Raw genomic sequence first — 21,849 nt, 5'->3', positions numbered from 1 at the left:
GAGGCTGATCTTCCTCATGAGCGCTCCCGACGATGACGAGATCGTCCACCCCGCCCGGATTCCCGCCGACGTGGCGAGAAGTGACCAAATTCTGGGCTCGCTGACGGCCCGACAGACCGCTTTCCTCACCGTCTGCGGCCTTGTCCTGTACGGGGGTTACTGGGCCACCCGCACCCTGATGCAGCCGCTCGCCTACGCCGCCCTGGTCACCCCGGTGGCCCTGGTGGTGACGGTGGTCGCGGTGGGCCGGCGCGACGGCATCGGCCTCGACCACCTGCTGCTGGCCGCCGTCCGCTTCCACCGCTCCCCCAAACGCCATGTCCACGCCCCCGAAGGCGTACCCGCCCTCCCCCGCGCCGTCCCCGCCACATGGTGCGCGCAGACAGGCCGCCCACCAGCAGTTCTCCAACTGCCGTGCCGCGAAGTGTCCGAGACCGGCGCCCTCGACCTCGGCCCTGACGGCCGGACCGCCCTGGCGGTGTGCTCCACCCTGAACTTCGCGCTGCGCACCGGCGGCGAACAGCAGGCGCTGACCGAGGCGTTCGCCCGCTGGCTGAACTCCCTCACCGGCCCCACCCAGCTCTTGGTCCGCGCCCACCGCCTGGACGTCGGCCCGCTCCTCGATGACCTCACCGCCACCGCCCCGGCCCTCCCCCACCCGGCCCTGGAACAGGCCGCCCTCGCGCACGCCGACTTCCTCGACACCCTGGCCGCCGACCGCGACCTCCTCACCCGCCAGGTCCTGCTCGCCACCCGCGAACCCAGCGCCTCCGGTGCACCCCGCGCCGCCCACCGCCTCGCCGAGGCCGCCCGCGCCCTGGAAGCCGCCGAGATCACCGTGTCCGCACTCGACCACCGAGCGGCCGGTGAGGTGCTGCGGCTGGCCGCCGATCCCGAGGCCGTACCGATGGAAGGGACCTTCTGATGTTCCGTACGCTGCGCCGCCGCACCACTCCCGAACAGGCCAGGGATGTGGGCAAGGTACTGGCCGCGATGGGTCCCGAGGCCGTCGAGGTGCACGCCCGCACCCTCGCCATCGGCGGGCATCTCGCGGCGACCTTGGTGGTCACCGGGTATCCGGCCGAGGTCGTGCCCGGCTGGCTCGACCCGCTCCTCACCTACCCGGGGCGCCTGGATGTCGCCCTGCACATCGAACCGGTCGCCAGTGCCCTGGCCGCCCAGCAGTTGAAGAAGCAGCGGGCCCGTCTGGAGTCGTCCCGTCGCGGCGGAATGGACCGGGGCCGCCTGGACGACCCGGACACCGAAGCCGCAGCGGCGGACGCCGCCGAGCTCGCGTACCGGATCGCACGCGGCGAGGGGAAGCTCTTCCGCCTCGGCCTCTACCTGACTATGTACGCGCAGAGCGAGGAGGAGCTGTCGGACGAGGTCGCGTCGGTGCGCGCGCTCGCCGAGTCCCTCCTGGTCAACACCGCACCGGCCACCTACCGGGCGTTGCCCGGCTGGCTGGCCACCCTCCCGCTCGGCCTCGATACCCTCAAGGTGCGGCGCACCTTCGACACCGAAGCCCTCGCCACCTGTTTCCCGTTCGCCTCCCCGGATCTACCGGCCGAGGTGGCGATGGAGGCGGGCGGGGTGCTCTACGGGCTCAACACCTCCAGTGGCTCGTTGGTGTTGTGGGACCGCTTTGCGCAGGACAACTACAACTCCGTCACCCTCGCCCGCTCCGGTGCCGGGAAGTCGTACCTGACGAAACTGGAACTGCTGCGCCTGCTGTTCACCGGCACCGAGGCAATGGTCATCGACCCGGAAGACGAATACCTCACGCTCGCTGAGGCGGTCGGCGGCAGCATCATCCGCCTCGGCGACCCGACCGTACGGCTCAACCCGTTCGACCTGCCCGCGCACGCCGACGCGTCGGCGGACATGCTGACGCGGCGGGTGCTGTTCCTACACACCTTCCTCGCCGTCCTCCTCGGCGCCGACCTCGATGCATCGGAGCGCGCGGTCCTCGACCGGGCAGTACTGGCCACCTACCAGCAGGCCGGCATCACCTCCGACCCCGTCACCTGGGCACGTCCGGCCCCGCTGCTCGCCGGCCTCGCCGACCAGCTCGCCGCGATGGGCGAGGACGCCGCCCAGACGCTGGCCGTTCGCCTCGATCCGTACGTGAACGGCTCACACCGGCAGCTCTTCGACGGGCCGACCACCACCCGCCCGACCGGGCATCTGGTGGTGTTCGCCTTGCGGGAGATCCCGGACGAGCTGAAGGCCGCAAGCATGCTGCTCGCACTGGACGCAATCTGGCGGCAGGTCGCCCACAGTGGGGTGCGGCGCAGGCGGCTGGTGGTGGTCGACGAGGCGTGGACACTGATGCGCTATGGGCCCGGCGCGCAGTTCCTGTTCCGGATGGCCAAGGCCGCCCGCAAGCACTGGGCCGGGCTCGCCGTCGTCACCCAGGACGGCGACGACGTCCTCGCCACCGATCTCGGGCGGGCGATCGTCTCCAACGCCGCCACCCAACTCCTCATGCGCCAGGCCCCGCAGGCCATCGACACCATCGCCACCGCCTTCCACCTCTCCCGCGGCGAGCGTCATCATCTGCTGTCCGCGCCGCGGGGCTGCGCGCTGCTGCTGTCCGGGCGCACGAAGATCTCCTTCACCCCGGTCGCGTCCGAGGCCGAACACGCTCTGATCACCACCGATCCCGCCGAACTTCAGGAATCCGCAGACGCGGAGCAGGATGCGGCAGGCGATCCGTACGGGCTGCCCGACCTGACAGGACTCCAGCCGTGAGTACGGGTGGGCTGCTCGGTGGCTTCCTCACCGACCCCGGTCGCTTCTGGGCCGGGCTGCTGGAGAGCGGGGTCAGCTTCCTCTCCGGCTCCTGGCCGTGGCTGGTTCCGGCCGTCGCGATCGGTGCCGGTGGGACGGCACTGCTGCGGGGCAAGGTGCGTGCCCACCGGCAGCAGGTCTTCGCCGACGGGGCCCAGCTGGTAACGATCCTGGCCCCGCCCGTTGTGCCGCCCAAGGGCGGTGAAGTCCTCTGGGCGCAGCTCTCGGGTCTGCTCCGCCCGTGGCACCAACGCCTCCTCCACGGCCAGCCGCACGTCGGGTTCGAGTACGCCTGGAACACCCACGGCATGACGGTACGGATGTGGCTCCCCGGCACCCTGCCCACTGCCCTCGTACGCCGCGCGGTCGAAGCCGCCTGGCCCGGCGCCCACACCACCCTCACCGGCACTGGCGAACCGTTCCCCGGCACCTACGCGTGCACGGCCGGGGCAATGCGCCTGGCCCGGCCCGAAGTCCTGCCCCTGCGCACCGACCACAAGGAGGACCCGCTACGCCCGCTCCTCCAGGCTGCCACCGGCATGGCCGACGGCGATCACGCCCTCGTCCAGGTCCTCGCCCGCCCTGCCACCGGAGCCCGGCTGCGCCGCGCTCGCCACAGCGCCCGCCGCCACAAGGCCGGCCACACCGGACCGCGCCTCTCCGCCCTCTTCCGCCTCTTCGCCCACGCACCCCAACACGCCGCCCCTGCCCCCACCGACCCCTCCCACGGGGCCGAGGTACGCCAGGGCGTCGGCAAGCTCACCGGCCCGCAATGGGATGTGGCCATCCGGTACGCCGTCGCCTGCCCACCCAAAACAGAGGGCAGCCCGGCACGACTGCGCGGCCGGGCGCACGCCCTGGCCTCAGCCTTCGCGCTGTACGCAGCCCGGAACTGGCTGGCCCGACACCGCCTCCGTACCCCTCAACCACTCCTCACAGGACGACAGTTCACCGGCCGCGGCGACCTCCTGTCGGTGCCCGAACTCGCCGCTCTCGCCCACCTGCCCTGCGACGCGGACGCCCCCGGCCTCGCCCGCGCCGGTGCCCGCTCGGTGGCCCCATCGCCAGCCGTGCCGCAGCCCGGCCCCGGCATCAAACCCCTCGGCCACTCCGACACCGGCACCCGCCGCCCGGTCGGTCTCGCGGTCCCCGACGCCCGCCAGCACCTCCACCTCATGGGTGCCACCGGTTCCGGGAAGTCCACCCTGATCGCTTACCTCGTCCTGGACGACGTCGCCCATGGGCGCGGCGCGATCGTCGTCGACCCCAAGGGCGACCTGATCACCGACCTCCTGCACCGCCTCCCCGCCAGCTGTGCGGACCGTCTGGTGGTCATCGACCCCGACGACGCCCACACCCCGCCCTGCCTCAACGTCCTGGACGGCGAGGACATCGACGTGGTCGTCGACAACATCACCGGCATCTTCCGCCGCATCTTCTCCGCGTTCTGGGGCCCGCGCACCGACGACATCATGCGCGCCGCCTGCCTCACCCTCCTCCGCCACGCCCAGGCCACCAACCGCCTCGTCACCCTCGCCGACATCCCGCGACTTCTCGGCGAATCCGCATACCGCATCCGCATGATCCCCACCATCAAGGACCCCGTCCTCCGCGGTTTCTGGACCTGGTACGAATCCCTCTCCGAGCCCTCCCGGGCAGCTGTGGTCGGCCCGATCATGAACAAACTCCGCGCGTTCCTGCTGCGCTCCTTCGCCCGACAGGCCATCGCCTCCGGCGAGTCCACCTTCCACCTGCCCGACATCCTCGACGGCGGCATCCTCCTCGCCCGCCTCCCCAAAGGCGCGCTCGGTGAGGAGACCACCCGCCTGCTCGGCTCGTTCATCGTCGCCAAGACCTGGCAGGCCGCGTCCGCCCGCGCCCGCACCCCCGAACACACCCGCATCGACGCATCGCTCTACGTCGACGAGGCCCACAACTTCCTCACCCTCCCCTACCCCCTGGAGGACATGCTCGCCGAGGCCCGCGGCTACCGCCTCTCCATGAACCTCGCCCACCAGCACCTCGCCCAACTCCCCCGCGACCTGCGCGAAGGCATCTCCGCGAACGCCCGCAACAAGGTCTTCTTCAACACCTCCCCCGAAGACGCGAACGCCCTGGAACGCCACACCCTGCCGACCTTGGGCGCCCACGACCTCGCCCACCTCGGCCCCTACCAGGCCGCCGCCCATCTCCTCACCGACGGTGCGGAGTCGAGCGCGTTCACCCTCACCACAAGGCCCCTGCCCCCCGCCGTCCCCGGCCGCTCGGCCGAACTACGCGCCGCTGCCGCCCGCCGGGTCGGCGGCACCACCAGCCGCTCCGCCTACCTGCCGCTCTAACCAGAGGAGTTCAGGTCATGCCCACGACAGGTCCACACCCCAACCCCGGATACATCCCCCGGGCCGCCTCCCGCCGACGCCGCCCCGCCCAGCCCTCCCGGGCCCGCACCGACCTCGCCCAGCTCGCCGCACGCCTCACTCCCCGCGACCTGTGGCTCATCCGCATGCTCCACGAACACAAGGTCCTCACCTCGCACCACATCACCACGCTCGCCTTCACCGGCCACCGCTCCGCCACCCGCCGCCTGCGCGAGCTCTACTTCATGGGCGTCCTCGACTCCTTCCGCCCCCTGCGTACCCGGGGCTCCGCCCCCGAGCACTACACCCTCGGCAAAGCCGGAGCCGAACTCCTCGCCGCCCAAGCAGGCGTCGACCTCCCCGCCACCGGCTGGCGCAAAGACAACTGCGCCCGCATCGCGTTCTCCCCCACCCTGGAGCACACCCTCGGCGTCAACACCCTCCTCACCCACCTCGCCACCCACACCACCCTCCCCATCTGGCTCTCCGAGCGCTCCGCCACACGACTGTGGGGCGACTGGGTCCGCCCCGACGGCTACGCCCACACCACCGCACCCGACAGCAGTCACCTCCTGCCGTTCTTCCTGGAGTACGACACCGGCTCCTACAACCTCGCCCGCCTGGAAGCGAAACTCCCCGGCTACGCTGCCCTCGCCGCCACTACCGCCACCCGCACGCCTCTTCTCATCCACACGGCCGGCGCCCGCCGCGAATCCGCGCTCCGTCACCGTCTCGCCGACGCCGCCGACCGCCTCGACCTGCCCGTTGCCACCAGCAACACTCAACTCGGCACCCCCACCGATCCTGTCTGGCTCCCGCTGAACTCCTCCACCACCGGACGGCTCACCCCGCCCCAACTCGCCACCCACTGGCCCGACATCTCCCCCGCCCTCACCGACACCAGCCTCCTGCCCGTTCCCGCCTCCGGCCGCCACGCGGCACTCCCCTGGCACCCCACACCGCCCCGCCCACCGACCCCCGGCCCGGCATGAGCACACTCACCAAAACAGCGGGCGGCATCGGCTGCGCAGTCCTCGCCCTGCCGCTGCTCGCCGCGCTCGTCATCGCCGCGCTGCTCTCGTCCCTGCTCCCCGGCGGCGGGGCTTCGGCCGCGCCGAGTACGCACGCGCTCGCCGACATTCCGGCCCCGATGCTGGCGCTGTACCGGCGGGCCGCACCGGAGTGCCCCGGCCTGTCCTGGACCGTGCTCGCCGCCATCGGGAAGGTAGAAACGGACCACGGCAGGCACCCGACCATGGTGTCCAGCGCGGGAGCAGTGGGGCCGATGCAATTCATGCCGACCACCTTCCCCCTCTACGCGTACCCGGTGCCGCCGGGCGGGAAGAACCCACCCACCCCCTGGGACCCCGTCGACGCCGTGTTCGCCGCCGCCCGCCTGCTCTGCGCCAACGGGGCCAAGAACGGCAAGAACCTGCGCCGGGCCATCTGGCACTACAACCACGACGACGTATACGTGAACCACGTCCTGAAGATCGCCGACGAGTACGAGGCAGCAGCAGCCCCGCCCACCGCTGCCGCGGGAAAGGCGGTGGCATTCGCCCGCGCCCAGCTCGGCATCCCCTATCTGTGGGGCGGTGACGGGCCGGCCGAGGGCGGCTTCGACTGCTCCGGACTGACCAAGGCCGCCTACGCCGCGGCCGGGATCGCCCTGCCCCGGGTCGCCCAGGCCCAGTACCAGGCAACCCCCAAAGTCCCCGCCGGGCAGCCGCTCCTGCCCGGTGACCTCGTCTTCTACGGCGCTCCCGGCCGTATCCATCACGTCGGCCTCTACATCGGCAACAACCAGATGATCAACGCCCCCAACCGGCGGTCCGTCGTCCGCATCGAGGACTACCGCTGGAAGGACTACCTCGCCGCCACCCGGCCGTCCGCTCAGGATGCTGCGCGGTGAGCACGCCCACTCCGGCGCAGGCCCAGGCCCTGCTGACCGCACTCACCCGGGCGCTGGCCGGGGTGGCCGTCCTCGCGCTGGTGTTCACCGCGGTGAACGTCACCCTGTTCGCCACGAGTCGCGGCGTCCCCTGGCCGATCGCGCTGCTCCTGGACCCGATGGTCGCCCTCGCACTCGCCGCAATCCTGTACGCGGACGCCCGCCTCGCCGCCTGGAACCTCCGCCCACCCGCCTGGTCCACAGCCCTGCGCTGGTTCACCGGCATCACGGCAACACTGATGAACACCTGGGAATCGATCTGGCCCACCGGCGCACCGACCGACCGACTGCCCAGGCCGACCGGCCCGTTCGGCTGGCCGACCGACCCCGACCCGGCCGGCATCCTCCTGCACGCGGTACCGACCGTCCTGCTCATCCTGCTCACCGAAACCACCGCCGCATACCGCCGCGCCGTGGCCCCGCTGCTCGAGCAAATCGACTGTGCCGATCCTAGCGCCGACCCCGCTTCGTGCGGGTCAGAACCGGGCAGATCCCACCGATCCGGTAAACCCCCGCCATCGACCGCCCTGTTGACCGAACCGCCCCCACCAGGCATGCCCCCGCGCCCGGCCGTATCCGGCCCGCCAACTGGGTCGGACGCGGCCGGGCCTGTCCCGGGCGGCAGCGGTCCCGCCCCGGGCCCCGACGCGCCCGCTCCCGGCCGTCCGACCGACCGGGACCGACCGGCTGTAGACGGGCCGACCGACGCCGATCTACGGGACCGCGCCCGCGCGCTGAACACGGCAGCACAGGCCCAGACCGGGAGGCCGGTCAGCACGTGGCGGCTGCGCACCACGCTGCACATCGGCACCGCCCGCGCCGAACAGATCCGCACCCAGCTCCTCACCGACCGCCCGACCGATCCACCGACCGGCCACCGCGAACCAACCGACCGGCACCGACCGGCCGACCCACCCGCCGACCGGGCGGCACTCTCTTGACCAGCCACAACACGTCTGACCGGCCCGTCTCGCAGCCGCCGCGCACCGGGCTTGACTTGGTGGTGAAGCGGAGCGTTCATGGTGGTCGCTGGAACGGGCAGATACCGCGCCGTACACGCCGCCCGCACCAGCACTCCGTGAGCACGCTAAGTGTGCGTTCACACCCCGGCCGGGGACCCCCTTCATCCGCACCACAGGGAAGAACGAGGCCCCACCATGACCAAAACCACCCACCCAACCCACCGCACCCTGCACGCCGTCCCCGAACCCGGCACCCCCACCGAGCCGTTGACCGGACTCACCGGAGCCCCCGCCGCCCTGTTCACCCAACTTGCTGCCCTCACCGCCCCGGCCACCACTGCCGAACTCGCCCTCGCCGCCGGGATCGGCCGTTCCACCGCCGGAAAAGCCCTCGTCACGCTCGAAGAACAGCGCCTCGTCGTACGCATCCCCGGCGGCCACGACGGCCCCCGCCGCACCCCCGACCGCTGGCAGCCCACCCCCGCCCCCGCCTCCGCCACGGACACGGCAGACCCGGGCACAGCCGACACGGCAACACCCGCCTCCTCCACACCCGACCACGGCACCGGCAACGCGCCGGACACCGACGAAAAGCGGGCGGAGACCTCACCCGACACGGACAGCGGCGCAACGGCGATCACGGCACAGGAGACGCCGCCGACCCCGGTCACCCCCACCCCGCCCGCGCAGGAACAGGCGATCGCCCCCGTGGAAACTCCCGCCCCGGCAGGCACCACCACACCCTCCAACACCCCGGCCTACGACGACGACACCGGCGAGGCTCCCCCCGCCGCCCACCCCGGACCGGCTGCCGCCGAGGCGCAGACCGACACCTCTGACACCACGGATTCCACCCCGCCCGCCGCACCGACGCCGAATGCCGCGGACACGGCCACCGGAAAGAACACCTCCACCCCGGCTCCAGCTACTCCGGCCGCGCCCGTGCCCGTGCCTACGGCCACGGCCACGGGCAGCAAACGGCTCGCACCGGGCGGACTGCGCCAGATGGTCATCGACCACCTCACTGCCCACCCCACCGAAGCCTTCACCGCCACAGGCATCAGCCGCATGATCGACCGCTCGTCCGGAGCCATCGCGAACGCCCTGGCCACCCTCACCCAGCAGGGCCTCGCCGAGCAGGTCACCGACCGGCCCCGCACCTACCGGCGCGCTGGAACGGTCACTGCGTAACCGCGGCACGGCAGTGAGTTGAGGGGCTGGTCGCCCACCTCGGGCGACCAGCCCCTCACATGTTGCGCTCGGCCCGGCGGCTTCCCGTGACGGGTGGCCGGGGCGCCGTCAGCTCCGGGAGGTGAACGTGTCCTGCACGCTGCGGAACCCCGCTTCCACCGAGGTTATGCCAGCGTGGTCGAGCGCCCATTCGTTCACACTCAGACCTGAGCTTCAACGTGTCAGAGCAACAGTGCTGGTTGAGGGCGGTAGGCATGGCGAGGATGGGTCGGCCGGGGATGCCGGATGAGATGAAGGCCGACTTGTGGCGGCGGTGGAGGGCTGGGGAGTCGATCAGTGAAGCCCCGCCATCTTGAAGTCGCAGGTCATCGGGGTGGCGTGATCGCCTGTGAGCATGCTCGGGCTGGTCGTGGGCGGCAGTCTGCGCTCTTGATCGTCAGGCGGCGGTCAAGGCCGGTCTGTTCGTTTCCAGGTCGCGGGATCGTACGGGTTCGTAGGCTCGCGGGATGACGGAGATCAACGAGGTCACCGAACGCGTTGCGGCCCGCCGGGCGGAGCTCGATGAGGAGGAGAAGCTCCTGGCCGAGCGGCTCGATGCGGTCCGTGCCGAGCGCGAGGAGCTCGTGGTGGCGATGCGCGTGTGGGAACGGATGCACGCCCAGCTGGACGCCGAGAGACCGTCGGCGCAGGCAGCGACGGTGCAGGTGGGCGGGCGCGGTGTGCTGCTGGTCCCGCACCGGGAGGCGGGCGCGGGCGAGGAGGTCCTGCCGCCGGACTACCAGCGGCTCATGAAGATCGTGCGGAATGCCGGTGGCCCCATCCGGGTCAAGGGCGTCGGCGTCGAGCTTGGCCTCGAGGTCGAGGTGAAGGGCAGACTGGAGCCGCTGCGCGGCAAGTTGAGCAAGCTCGCCGGGCGGGGCTTGCTGCGCAAACTGCCTGACGGACGCTTCCAGATCGCAGCGTAGGAACGAGGGTCGCGCCCGTAACCGGCATGCCCCCGGCGGCCGTTGGCTCGACGTGTGCATGAAGAGGATCTGAACCGTTCCGGGTTTGATCGAGGCTCGATCTTTTGGAAGGATCGAGTCCGTTATGGCGAAGCAGTATCCGAAGGAGATCAAGGAGCGGGCCGTGCGTCTGGTCCTGGAGACTCGTGATCAGTACAAGACCGAGTCCGCGGCGATCCGCTCGATCGGAGCGAAGCTCGACATCGGGCCGGAGTCCTTGCGGAACTGGGTGCGTCGGGCCGAGGTCGACGCCGGTGCCCGGATGGGGACCACGACCGAGGAATCCGCCCAGCTCAAGGCCCTGAAGAGGGAGGTCGCCGAGCTGAAGCGGGCGAACGAGATCCTCAAGGCTGCGGCAAGTTTCTTCGCGGCCGAGCTCGACCGGCCACACACACGCTCGTAGCGTTCATCGACGAGCACCGGGACCGCTTCGGCGGAGTCGAGCCGATCTGCAGGACGCTCACCGAGCATGACTGCAGCATCCACCCGTCCACCTACTACGCCCACAAGAAGCGCCCACCGTCGGCCCGTGCCCTGCGGGACGCGGAACTGGCACTCCTGATCGTGGAGATCTTCCGGGACAACTACAGCGTCTACGGAGCCCGCAAGATCTGGGCCGAGCTGAAGCGCCGAGGCCATCAGGTGGCGCGGTGCACCGTCGAGCGCCTGATGAAGGCCGAGGGTCTCACGGGGGCGGTGCGCGGGAAGAAGATCATCACCACCAGGGCGGACAGGGAAGCCGACCGGGCCCCGGACCGGCTGGGCCGGCAGTTCGTGGCCAGCGCCCCCAACCGGGTGTGGGTCGCCGACTTCACCTACGTGGCCACCTGGTCCGGCACCGTCTACGTCGCCTTCGTCGTGGACACCTTCTCCCGCCGGATCGTCGGCTGGTCGGCGTCGACGAACAAGCAGACCCCGCTGGTGCTGTCCGCACTCGAGATGGGCCTGTGGCAACGCGACCGCGCGAACACCCCCGTCATCGCACGGCAGTTGATCCACCACTCCGATGCCGGCTCGCAATACACCAGCTTCCGGCTCGCCGCGCACCTGGCATCTGAACAGATCGCGGCGTCCATCGGCACCGTCGGAGACGCCCTCGACAACGCCCTGATGGAATCGACCATCGGTCTGCACAAAACCGAGCTGATCAAACCGCAGCATCCCTGGAAGGCCCTCAGCAACGTCGAGTTGGCCACAGCCGAATGGGTCGACTGGTACAACCACCGACGACTCCACGGTGAAATAGGCCACGTACCACCAGCCGAATACGAAACCACCTACTACCAACAGAACACCCAAGAACCGCAGGTCACAGCCACAATCTAGAGTCTCTACCGAACCCGGAGCGGTTCAATCAGCGAGCCCGCCAGGGACACCGGCTTCCCTGTCTACCAGTGCCGCCTGCCGGTGTCCCGAGGAACCAACGAGTACTGCACCGATCTGCTGAGCCGCCACCTGAAGATGATCGGATCCCGCTGGCGAGCCCTGCCGCCCGGACGGATCGTGATCATCGTGCTCGCCGTGCTCCGCCTGGACCGTGCATGCAAGACGATCGCGAAACGGGGTGGCGAGGTCGTTCTCATCGACGGCACCCTGATCCCCACCGTCCGCCGCACCGGCGCCGCGAACCGGCCCAACTACTCCGGCAAGCACCGCCGTCACGGCCTGCACTTCCTCGCCCTCACCGACGAGAACGGCCGCCTGATCTGGATCTCCGCGGCTCGCCCCGGCCGCACCCACGACATCACCGCCGCCCGCCGCGACCACATCCTCACCCACCTGCGCGTGGTCGGCCTCGGCGCCCTGGCCGACCTCGGCTTCCTCGGCCTCACCGACGACAGCGACGACCCGGTGATCGTCACCGGCTTCAAGGCCACCCGCGCCCACAAGCTCACCCCCGGCGAGAAGCAGGCCAACCGCGTCCTGGCCGCCGCACGCGCTCCCGTCGAACACGGCTTCGCGCACCTGAAGACCTGGCGCATCCTCACCAAACTCCGCACCGAGCCCGCTCGCGCCACCGACCTCCTGCGCGCTCTCCTGGTCCTCTCGAACCTCGAGCTTTCACGCTGACAGATGATCAGTCATATTCGGCGCGGTACGGCTCCGTCCTGCCAGCGGTAGAGGTCGCGCAGCAGCGAAATCTCGGCGCCGTGATGGATCAGCTCCCTGTTGACGTGCAGGACCCTGTTTTCCATGGGAAACCGCTCGGGACCCACCGTGGGCGGATTGTCCAGGTCAGCGTCCGAGAGCTCGCGGACCCCCGCGTTCCATCTCCCATACATCTCATCGAGCTGTTTTAGCGCCTCGTCAGCGGTCCCCGCGTAGGCGAATGCCTGGGACACGAGGTCCTGGCCGCCGAAGTGCCATCCGACCCGATAGCCCAGGCAGGAGACGGTGATGTGCGCCAGCCGCCAGGCAATCGTGGTCACCGGCGCAGGCACCGGGGCAGGGGACGCGAAGTCCATCGTCCATTCCCCCGAACCTTCCGACATCGGTGCGGCCGACGTGCCACGTGGGCGGATGCTCCAGCAGCCGCGCACCGGCTCCCAGAAGTACTCCTCGTCGGTAAGACCCTCCAGCCGTGGCCGCAGGTTCTTGCTCCAGTACCAGTCCAACTGGTCCGCGAGTCGCTCGCTTCTTGTCATTTCCGCACACTACATACGGCGGAGACCTGGCTGCGCCCCTCGCGGACGCCGTCGCTGGCCGTAGGCCGCGAGACGTACCGCACCGGAGGTGACGCTGGATCCTGATGTGCCCTTCGGGCCGCGCCGCCGCGAGCGGCGCAGCCTCGACCGATGACATGACGGATGATCAAGACCGCAGACTCCCGCCCTAGATCAGCATGAGTATCCCGAGCGAGCGCCACGCCAGAACCTCCGACCTGCATGTTCGAAGATGGCGAAGACTCAGTGTTCTTCGCGGCTCCGCGGAGCCCCTGGCAACGCAGCACCAACGAGAACACGAACAAGCTCCTCCGGCAGTACCTGCCCAAGGGAACGAACCTGTCGCTGTTCAGCCAGGCCGATGTCGACGCCATCGCGACGAAGCTCAACAACCGCCCGCGCAAGTGCCTGGGATTCCGTACTCCAGCCGAGAGTGTTGCCTTGACCGGTTGAATCTAAGGCACGGCCCGGCCGCATCCGCGACAACACCGCTGCCCGGAACCTCCAGGCTCCGGGCAGCGGCACATTCAGGAATGTCGGCCATCTCGTAAAATGAGGGGTCCAACGCGGACACCGCTGATACCCGCTTCGCCAATCTCATATCTTCTCGATGTTCGAGGAGGGCGAATTCCTTCAGGAATCGGGATCAGAGTCATCGTTCGACTCCTTCCCGCCTCCTTCCACTAGCTCTTTGAATCGAAGAATCGCATGATCTATGGAGACCGGGTCACACGATGCCTCGAATTTTTCCCCGTTGGACGATAGCCAGAGCCATCTCCCATCAGGGCTCGTCCGCATATCCGTCTTCGGGAGTCTGAGTCCCTCAGCATCGGTCCCAGTGAGATCAATTTCGATGTTCCAACCGGGATTGTCGAGCGTTTCGATCCGAATCCCAAACTCGTGCTCCCAAACCCCATCGCACTGAGATTGATACCACGATTGAAGGAAACCCATCATGCTCTGAGGTTTACTGGCAACCACGCGGCTTCTCACAGTCCTCCAGCGACCGAGCGCTACCATCCGGTTCATTCATGTGAGGCGTCGACACCGACGTCCCATCCGCGTTCCTATGGGCCGGCCCTTCTAGGTCAAACCGAGGGCCTGCTTCAAACGGGTGCGGACTCTTCGGGTTAGTCTGCGTGCGCCAGTCTTGGTACTTCTTCACCTGGCCTGTACCGCCGTGCCACTGAATCGTTGTATGCGGATATCCAATGCCATCGGCAACGGCCCGACGATCGGGCTGTTGGCCACCGCCACGTGCATTGTGAACCAATATCGATTCACTACCGGCAACCACATAGTACGTATGGAGTTCCGCAACCGTCTACGCCCACGTCAGGCTCCGGTTCCAGCGCGACGGCATCGACATCCTCAGGCACGGCACTCGACGGCCCTGCCAGCCATGAGCCGACCCGCGACGACGGCAACGACCCGCCACTGCGCGGAACCATCGTCCGCTGACGTTGCCGTCAACTACTGCCGTCACCACATGCAGAGGCCCCGCCAGGACATACCTGACGGGGCTTCAACTTTGCAGTTCGGAATGGCGCGGGAAGGTCGACATCCCCCAGCAGAAAGACGCCCTCACGCCATATGTGAGAAACTGGCGAGACCTCCGAATAGAACCTCGCCCGTTCCTGTGAGCGTCAAGGAGTTACTCGCCTTCCGCCCTCAGCAAGATCTGAACCTTTGACGGAAATTGCGGATCATCCACCATTGCCGAACAGGTCACAGAGCCACGGAATCCCGTGAATTGCATTCGGGCGTATTCGTTCGGGTCGTGCAATACGAGCCACCCAGACGGACATGGGAGTGACACCTCAAAGAGGTTCGCAGGAAGCACCACGGGTGGGGTCGACTTCCATACCTCGCATTCGACAGGACCATCGACGCTGGCCTGGACACCGAAGATGAGCGAGCTGCCCTCTTGATACCAACTGCTCGACGCTGGGTCCCAGTCGCTGACGTCATCGTCACTTCTCGCATCCCGCAAGATCAGGCATCCATGTTCGATTTTTGCCAGGAATGCAACCACAGGGCTATTAGCTACCATTCCTTCTTACTCTTTCCTTGTGAAAGTTGCGAGACGACCCCACCCTGCCGCCTAGCGCAGGACAGACAGTGAGGATACGCCGTCTGAGGAGATCCGGGAGCGACGAGACTAGACGGCGGCTGGTGATCCGGAATCCAGTCCCCGTTCTTGGTGCCAGGGGTCGTGGCATCGCAAGTGTGACAGCCGTGCTTATTTCCGGATTCATTGATCAGATCTCTAACGCCACCTGCTTCAATGTCACCGTTCTCCAGGCCTACTCCCTCTCGGGCATTCGGACCAGAACCCAGCGTCAGATCGCACTTCTGACCTGGCGTTGCATTGTGAACGAGTACCGGAGTCTCGCCCGCCAGCACATAGTACGTGTGGAGCTCTGCGACCGTGAGGTTATAGACCTTGCTTTGGCGCTCAAAGCGGTCGACTGAGATCGCTTGGACACGTTTGCCAGCACTGGTGTACAGCCACTGGCCTGGCGCCAGGTCAGTCGCTTTGACCCACTCATCGAGCTCGGGGGCCCAGAAGGGGTGGCCGTCCGTCGCGGTGACCGAGGCGGTCTTGTCACCCTTCTTTCCATCTATGTCAATAGTGACCTTGACAAGGAGTTTCACTCCCTTGCCCTTAATCTCGGCAGTGACCGTTTGGGTCTGAGTCTTGCCAGTTTCCAGATCAGTGGCGAAGACCTTCTCGCCGATTCCAATTTCCTTGATCTCCTTGGCCGTGCCATCTGCCATCAAGACTTTGGTAGTTGGAAGGAAACTATTTTTGCTTATACACCCGACGGCAACTGAATCCAGCCTGTCGGCTGACTTCTTGTTCTTGTACCACGATCTGAAGCCGTTGGTGGTCTTCTTCAGGAGACCCCACACGCTCTTCACGAGGTCAGCTGCTTTGTTCCATTTCCAAGGAGCGCCGTATTTCGTAAGGAGCTTGCCAGCGAGTCCACCTACAAAGCTGGTGGCAACATTAAGCGCTGTTGCGCCGCAGGCCCCGAGACTGCCCGTGGTGAAGCAATCCAGCGCATCGGTGATGCCCAACTCGTCCATTGCGATGTCCACGAGCTCCTTGGCGGCCGCTATCGCGCGTTGTTTGGCAGCCTCCGCTCGTTGCCTGCTGCCGTCCGATGCCCTGTGGGCCTGGGTGACATAGCTCTGATGATGGGCAACCGATGGCCTGGGCGGCGGCCATGGAGTGGCCTGCTTAGAGCCACGGGGCAAAGGTGTGTGGTTGACACCGTTCCTGTCTATGCTCGGGCAACCGACTTCTGCGCACAGGCCAGTGGGGTCAGCATTGCTGATGGGGCTGTTGTTGGCGTACGCGTATCCGTTGATCTGCTGTGGGTTCGTGACGTTGATGATGGGGTCGGCCGAGATGAAGCGGCCGTTTTCTGGCTCGTATTCACGAGCGCCGATGTGAGTGAGGCCTGTCGACTTGTCGGTGGACTTGCCGAGGAAGCCCTTGTCATCGACCCACGGTGTCGGATTGTCACCGCGCTCGCTGCCGAAGGGGTCCATGCGTCGGCGCGTGATCTGTCCCGTGACCGCATTGACTGCGATCTCGGCAGTGCCATGCGGATCGGAGGCGAGGAATTCCACACCGTCCTTCGTCCGCAACGCCACCGTTTCTGAAGCCATGCTGTAATAGCGGGTTCCCGCGGTTGCCTTGGTTGCGGCGTCCAGTCGCAGTTCCATGCCGGGCAGGTAGAAGGTTGTGGCATCGGGTTCGGTCCGCAGGACTCGCTCGCCTGCGGCGTCGTAGGCGAAGGTGGATTCCTTCGTGCCCTGCGTGGACTTGGTCAGTTTCCCTTCGGCGTTCCAGTCGAGAGTCTGGGTGTCGCCGTTGAGGATGCGCTTGTCGGTATTGCCCGCACCGTCATAGGTGAAGGTGTCCTGTGAGTGGACCGCTGGGCTCTGGCCACTCTGGGGGACGTCTTGGACCACCTTGGTGAGCATGTGCGGGCCGCCGTCGCCGCTTTCGCCCGCCGTGCCGTCCTGGTCCTGATCGCCGTAGGCGTACGTCTTGGTCGTGTCGCCCGCGCCGGCGATGCCGTGGATGACCTGCTTCTTGCGGTTTCCTGACGCGTCGTATTCGAAGGAGTGCCAGTAGGCGGCCGGGCCGCCGATGGCGCTCGCTGCCGGGGCACTTGCACACGCCGCGTTCGTGGCGCCGCTACCGACTGCGCCGTCCGAGGCGTTGGCCGTGGACCAGGCGTCCGTCAGCCGCTGCTGCCAGTCATGGTCGAAGCACTGGACATCGGCCTGGCCGCCGGTCGGCGCGTCGGCGACAGCCGTGACGTTGCCGGTGGCGTCGTAGGTGTAGCGCGCGTCGTAGGTGACGGCGGGAGCGCTTTCGCGGTCGACGCGTGAGCGTGTGAGGCGGTCGGAGCCGCGTTCGTACTCGTACGTCAGCCAGGTCTTCTTGTCCGCGGCTCCCCCCGTGCTCAGCTCCAGCTGCTGGAGAAGACTGGTGGGCGAGTACCGCGCGGCGTTTACGTACGTGCTGCCGAGGGAGGTCTTCAGCTGTGTCGGCCGCTGCAGCTCGTCGTAGACGTAGGAGAGTGTCTCGGCCGGCAAACCGCCCGCGGCAGGGATGCCCACCGACTGGACTGTGCCGTCGCGGTTGTACTGGGTGGTGTACTCGTAGGTGCCGTTGAGCTCTGGTGCCGAGGTGCCTGCCAGGGTGTGGTTGACCTTGGTCGGCTGGTACATGTCATCCAGTTCGGCAACGACCGTGCTGGACTGTACCGCGCCCTTGGCATAGCGGTAGGTGCCGTGCGGCTCGCCCTTGGCAAGCTTGTCGTAGGTCGACAGCGTGAGTCTGGTGCCGGTGTCCGGCTCGCCTTCCCACGTGGACAGGGTGCGGCCGAGGGCGTCGTACTTCGTTGACGTCTTCCCCTTGGCGTCCGTGGCAGACACCGCGCGGTCCAACACGTCGTAGGTGTAGCTCGACTTGCCGGTGTCCGGGTCGGTGGCGTCGGTTTTCCTGCCGAGCTGGTCGTACTCGTAGGACCAGGTGTTGGCCGCGGCATCCTTGACAGTCTTGAGCTGGCCGGCCGGGGAGTACGTGTAGCGCATGGCTTCGTAGTCGGCGGATGTGCCGGTCGGCAGCGGCTTGTCGCCCTTGTAGCGGCGGATATCGGTGGTGTGTCCGCGCGCGTCGGTGACAGTCGTCGTCGGGGCCTGGCCCGCCGGCGGGTCGACGTGCACCCGGTCACCGCCGTAGGCGTAGCTGGTGCGCCACTTCTCCTCCCCCGCTACCTGAAAGATGCTTGCCGTCGTGCGGCCCGCGCCGTCGAATTCAGTGCGCGTCTGTGCGTCGACGTCGCCGTTGACTGCTTTGAACAGCTGGTCGCTGGCCGATCCGGAGGTGTAGTAGTCCGTGTAGGTCTTGGCGATTCTTCCCAGGCCGTCGTAGAAGGTGTCGGCGACCATTCGGCCACCGCCAGTGCCCTGTGTCTGCTCCTGGCGAGGCCGCAGCAGGCCGTCGTAGAGGGTGTATTCGGTTCCGTAGGAACCGTCGTTGGAAATCTTCTCGGTCTTGACAGCAACGGGGGCGTTCTTGCGGACCAGGTAGCTGTACTTGATCGAGGGGGTGAAGGATGCGTTCTTGGGGCGGTCGGGCATCCAGACCGAGGTGAGACGGCCGAGCGCGTCGTACGCGATGTCGGTGCGCTTGCCGTTCGTGTCGACCTTGGCGGACGGCTGGCCCCATGCCGTTTTGTACTCGGTTTTGGAGATCCAGTTCAGCGCATTGGTTTCGGTCTTCTGCGTCGTCAGTCCGTCGGTCTCGGTGTAGCCGACCGAGGTGCTGTTGCCCGCCGCATCCTTGACCTTGGTGAAGCGGCCGTAGATGTCGAAGTCTGCCGGAGCGGACTCGGTAACAGTGCGGTAGGTGGCTGTGGTGCCGTTGTGCGAGGTGAGCTTTTGGACCTTTGTGGTGTCGCCCTTGGTGGGCGCTTCACCGAGTCCCATGCCGTCGTAGAACGTGCGGTCGTCGGAGAGGACTTGGGTCTTGCGTGCGACGGGGTCGGCGCAGGCGACGGCGACCTTCTCCACCCGGGCGACAGCTGTGAGGATGTGCGCGGTGGCGCTGTCGGCGTACTCCGTGCGGGTGCACTGGTTGTCGCTGCCGTCGCCGACCTTGCCGTAGTCGTCCACCTCAGTGACGCGGCCGCTGGCGGAGTCGTAGCGTGTGGTGCTGGCGAGTTCTTGCCAGCCGCCGCCCTCCAGCGCCGTATAAGTGCTCATGGTCGCAGGACGGCTGTACCAGGCCTTGCTGGTGCCCCAGCTCTTGACCCGGGTTGCCGTTGCGTGCGTCCAGAGGGTGGAGATGCTTTTGGTGACGACCTTGTCGGCGGTGTACGCGCCGTTGTAGGTCGCGGTTTCCAGTTCGAAACCAGACTGTTCGTCGCTGTCGGAGTGCGATGCGCCTTCCGAGTCCGTGACCGTTCCGCCCAGTCCCCGCAGGAACGTGTGCTCGCTTCGGGTGTTGGACGCGTTGATGGTGCCGTCGGAGTTGGTGACCCGCACCTTGCCGTAGCCACGCCAGTCGCTGCGCGTGCGGTATTCAGGGTCGCTGATCCCGTCCGGCTTCGGAGTCTTCCAGCCTGCGCCACCCAGGTAGTCATAGGTGTTGACCATGTCCGGTGCGCCACCGGTGAGGTCCGTCTGGACGACGCGGTCGACCACGTACTTGTGGAACCAGTCGGTGATCGGGTCTTCCACGCCCGGCGGGTTCCATTTGACGGGGTAGCACCGCTTGGTGGAGGAGTCGGCCGCGGGCAGGTTGGTGGCCGTGCAATCGGCGTCGGCGTAGATGATGTCCAGCTGGCCACCGGTGTCGTTGTCGACGGCCGAGAGCCGGAAGCGATTCATCGCCTGGATGTTGTCGCCGGGTTTGTCGACCCGGTTGGGCAGCTGCTGGCCGAGAAGTTCGACCGAGGGCATCGTGGCGGTGGAGCCGCCGACGTGACCGCTGTGATCGATGTTGTTCAGCCACAGCGACCTGGAGCCGTCACCGTTGTCGGTGTAGAGGTGGGTGAACTTCCAGGAGTCCACGTCACTGTACCCAGTCCCGGCGCGGACCTGAGTAGTGACCTTATCCAGCTTTTTGCGGGTCCAAAACGTTGGAGAGTTCTGGCCCTCGCACTTGGTGTCGACCTTGCAGTTGCGGTCCCAGGGGACATCCGGCCAGCGGGTGGCCGTGGTGTCCGTCAGGTCGGCGGGTTCACAGTCGGCCGTTGCGCCGATGCATCGCTCGTTGACCTCGAACACGACGCGGCCCGCTGCCGGCTCGGTGTAGACCTTGCCGTCGCGCTGTCCGTAGTCGATCCTGCGCAGGTAGCCGCCGCGGGTGTACGCCTTGCCGTTCTCCGTGGTCTTCAGGCCCTGGGTGTAGTAGTTGGATTCCCGTCCGTAGGCGAACGACATCACGTTGCCGTGCGAGTCCTTGACGTAGTCCAGGTTCCAGCGCCATGCCTGCTGGCAGTGGGCGTTGGCAAGGGTCGCGTTGTAACAGGGCTCATCTGCATCGTCCCCGTAAACGGGAACCGTCCAGGTGGAGTTGGTCTCCTCCTTGCCCGTGGACCAGCCGGGCAGCCGGTCGAGGCCGAAGGTGTACTGGGTGCCGTCGGCGGTGGTGATGCGCCAGTGCTCGCCGTTGTCGTCCTCGTTGGCTGCGCCGGTGAGGTGTTCAACTTTGGAGTTGTCGTCGTTGGAGATGCGCCACTTGCCGGTGTCATCGTCCTTGATCAGCTCGCCTGAAGCCCCACCGGCGAGCTGGATCGTGGCGTTGTCGTACGCCCAGCACTGGTCGCCATTGGTGTCGGCGTGGCCGTCATCGGAGCAACCTTTGTAGCGGCGTTCGATGAAGCCCGGCTCGTAGCCGAATCCAGTCCCGATCCAGGAGCCCTGGTTATTGGTGGCCGCGGTCTGGCCGTCTGCGCTCTGCGAGTTGTAGCCAAAGGAGAGAGCTGGGACGAGCCCGCTGGGGACCGGCGGAGTACGCAGCGGGTAGCTCCAGTTGAAGGCGCCCGAGGAGTTCGACACGCTCCACTCCGCCGAAGGCGAGAGAGGAGTCGCACCAAAGGTGCCTTGGTCGCCGGAGGTTCCTGCGACGGCCGCGATCACGGTCGGGGCCGCGGCGCCGCCTGCTTTGGCCTGGCCCAGCTGAGTGCGCACACCGCCGTCCGAGGCGGCAAGCGGGATGTCCGCGGTCAGCCTCTGGGCGCCGACGTTGTTTTCGCTGCGCAGCTCACGCGGGGTGGAGCAGTCCTTCTTCTCCGGGGTGGTGAGCAGGCAGTGGGGGTATTGGACGAACCGCAGACGAGAGCCGTAGTCGCCGCCATACGCGTCGGCGAAGCCGGTGTAGTCGAGTTGCAGCTGGGCCTGTCCCTGCTGCGCTTGGTCATCGGTGCGGGTGACGCTCAGCAGCACCCCGTCGATGTCGGCGGCCTTCGTCTTCTGCCGGTTTATGACCTGGACTTGGACCGAGTCGGGGGTGGAACTGGCCTTTGCCGCCTTCTTGGCCGGGCCTATCCGTAGCGGCAGTCCGTCTACCTTGGTCGCCTTCGTCCCGATGCGTATTTCATCGGTGCCCGCCGTGGGCCACACCACTCTGGCCGGGCCCCTCACCCGTGCCTTCTCTGCCGGGTTGGACTGGTGCTTCTTGTAGGTGGCGTTCTTGCCGCGAACCGGGTCGCCCGTATCTTGCAGCCCGGGACGTTCCAGTCCCTGGGCTTCGGCCGTTGGCGCGTACTGCGGCAACAGACCGATGGTCAGCGCGATGCCGACCGAGAAGATGACACGGCGGTGGGTCGAACGGCTCTGGAACGGTCTCTCAGACCGGAACCAGGCTGACATGGACATGAAGACTCCGTGGGA

At 67.5% G+C, this 21,849-nt stretch carries 13 protein-coding genes and 1 pseudogene; 11 read left to right on the top strand and 3 right to left on the bottom strand.

The window, feature by feature from the left end; genetic code table 11:
- Positions 1-16 precede the first annotated feature (16 nt).
- The 10 genes from ABCR94_RS17715 (at position 17) to ABCR94_RS17670 (ending at position 12,328) form a co-directional block, all read left to right on the top strand.
- Positions 17-925, top strand: coding sequence for a PrgI family protein (locus ABCR94_RS17715; protein WP_347120281.1), 909 nt, complete (start codon positions 17-19; stop codon positions 923-925).
- Positions 925-2,754 (top strand): VirB4 family type IV secretion system protein, encoded by a 1,830-nt coding sequence (locus ABCR94_RS17710; RefSeq protein ID WP_347120280.1) that lies wholly within the window; start codon positions 925-927, stop codon positions 2,752-2,754. The genes ABCR94_RS17715 and ABCR94_RS17710 overlap by 1 nt, the downstream gene beginning before the upstream one ends.
- On the top strand, positions 2,751-5,132 hold the full coding sequence (locus ABCR94_RS17705; protein WP_347120279.1) for a type IV secretory system conjugative DNA transfer family protein: 2,382 nt from the start codon (positions 2,751-2,753) through the stop codon (positions 5,130-5,132). The genes ABCR94_RS17710 and ABCR94_RS17705 overlap by 4 nt, the downstream gene beginning before the upstream one ends.
- A gap of 17 nt (positions 5,133-5,149) precedes the next feature.
- Positions 5,150-6,142, top strand: a complete 993-nt coding sequence (locus tag ABCR94_RS17700) for a replication-relaxation family protein (protein ID WP_347120278.1) — start codon at positions 5,150-5,152, stop codon at positions 6,140-6,142.
- Positions 6,139-7,062, top strand: a complete 924-nt coding sequence (locus ABCR94_RS17695) for a C40 family peptidase (RefSeq protein ID WP_347120277.1) — start codon at positions 6,139-6,141, stop codon at positions 7,060-7,062. Before ABCR94_RS17700 ends, ABCR94_RS17695 begins: the two co-directional genes overlap by 4 nt.
- Positions 7,059-8,042: an extensin gene (locus ABCR94_RS17690; RefSeq protein ID WP_347120276.1), complete on the top strand. Its 984-nt coding sequence runs from the start codon at positions 7,059-7,061 to the stop codon at positions 8,040-8,042. The genes ABCR94_RS17695 and ABCR94_RS17690 overlap by 4 nt, the downstream gene beginning before the upstream one ends.
- A 216-nt stretch (positions 8,043-8,258) precedes the next feature.
- Positions 8,259-9,254, top strand: a complete 996-nt coding sequence (locus tag ABCR94_RS17685; protein WP_347120275.1) for a hypothetical protein — start codon at positions 8,259-8,261, stop codon at positions 9,252-9,254.
- 506 nt (positions 9,255-9,760) lie between these two features.
- Positions 9,761-10,219 (top strand): hypothetical protein, encoded by a 459-nt coding sequence (locus ABCR94_RS17680; protein ID WP_347120274.1) that lies wholly within the window; start codon positions 9,761-9,763, stop codon positions 10,217-10,219.
- A 124-nt stretch (positions 10,220-10,343) separates the two neighbouring features.
- Positions 10,344-11,584 (top strand): IS3 family transposase gene (locus ABCR94_RS17675; RefSeq protein ID WP_347120273.1). Its coding sequence is split into 2 segments (ribosomal slippage): positions 10,344-10,617 and positions 10,617-11,584, totalling 1,242 coding nucleotides; the frame shifts between segments, so codons are not numbered across the junction.
- An 81-nt stretch (positions 11,585-11,665) separates the two neighbouring features.
- A complete protein-coding gene (locus ABCR94_RS17670) occupies positions 11,666-12,328 on the top strand; it encodes a transposase family protein (RefSeq protein WP_347120272.1) in 663 nt (220 codons plus the stop codon).
- Positions 12,329-12,339: 11 nt separating this feature from the next.
- Here the strand turns inward: ABCR94_RS17670 and ABCR94_RS17665 are convergent, their stop codons facing one another.
- Positions 12,340-12,903: a DinB family protein gene (locus tag ABCR94_RS17665; protein ID WP_347120271.1), complete on the bottom strand. Its 564-nt coding sequence runs from the start codon at positions 12,901-12,903 to the stop codon at positions 12,340-12,342.
- A gap of 264 nt (positions 12,904-13,167) precedes the next feature.
- Between ABCR94_RS17665 and ABCR94_RS17660 the strand changes: the two are divergent.
- Positions 13,168-13,374, top strand: a pseudogene (locus ABCR94_RS17660) (IS30 family transposase); the annotation flags it as partial.
- A gap of 180 nt (positions 13,375-13,554) precedes the next feature.
- Here ABCR94_RS17660 and ABCR94_RS17655 read toward each other — a convergent pair.
- Complete coding sequence (locus ABCR94_RS17655; protein WP_347120724.1) at positions 13,555-13,875, bottom strand: Imm53 family immunity protein; 321 nt, start codon at positions 13,873-13,875, stop codon at positions 13,555-13,557.
- Positions 13,876-14,967: 1,092 nt separating this feature from the next.
- Positions 14,968-21,834, bottom strand: a complete 6,867-nt coding sequence (locus ABCR94_RS17650) for a polymorphic toxin-type HINT domain-containing protein (RefSeq protein WP_347120270.1) — start codon at positions 21,832-21,834, stop codon at positions 14,968-14,970.
- Positions 21,835-21,849: the final 15 nt, after the last annotated feature.

It is taken from the genome of Streptomyces changchenzhani (genome assembly GCF_039766235.1).
Classification (GTDB): domain Bacteria; phylum Actinomycetota; class Actinomycetes; order Streptomycetales; family Streptomycetaceae; genus Streptomyces.
This window is presented reverse-complemented; position numbering and strand designations above follow the sequence as displayed.

Coding starts and splice junctions, on each gene's coding strand:
- ABCR94_RS17715 (WP_347120281.1), top strand. CDS start 17: ATGAGCGCTCCCGACGATGACGAGATCGTCCACCCCGCCCGGATTCCC.
- ABCR94_RS17710 (WP_347120280.1), top strand. CDS start 925: ATGTTCCGTACGCTGCGCCGCCGCACCACTCCCGAACAGGCCAGGGAT.
- ABCR94_RS17700 (WP_347120278.1), top strand. CDS start 5,150: ATGCCCACGACAGGTCCACACCCCAACCCCGGATACATCCCCCGGGCC.
- ABCR94_RS17695 (WP_347120277.1), top strand. CDS start 6,139: ATGAGCACACTCACCAAAACAGCGGGCGGCATCGGCTGCGCAGTCCTC.
- ABCR94_RS17685 (WP_347120275.1), top strand. CDS start 8,259: ATGACCAAAACCACCCACCCAACCCACCGCACCCTGCACGCCGTCCCC.
- ABCR94_RS17680 (WP_347120274.1), top strand. CDS start 9,761: ATGACGGAGATCAACGAGGTCACCGAACGCGTTGCGGCCCGCCGGGCG.
- ABCR94_RS17665 (WP_347120271.1), bottom strand. CDS start 12,903: ATGACAAGAAGCGAGCGACTCGCGGACCAGTTGGACTGGTACTGGAGC.
- ABCR94_RS17655 (WP_347120724.1), bottom strand. CDS start 13,875: ATGGGTTTCCTTCAATCGTGGTATCAATCTCAGTGCGATGGGGTTTGG.
- ABCR94_RS17650 (WP_347120270.1), bottom strand. CDS start 21,834: ATGTCCATGTCAGCCTGGTTCCGGTCTGAGAGACCGTTCCAGAGCCGT.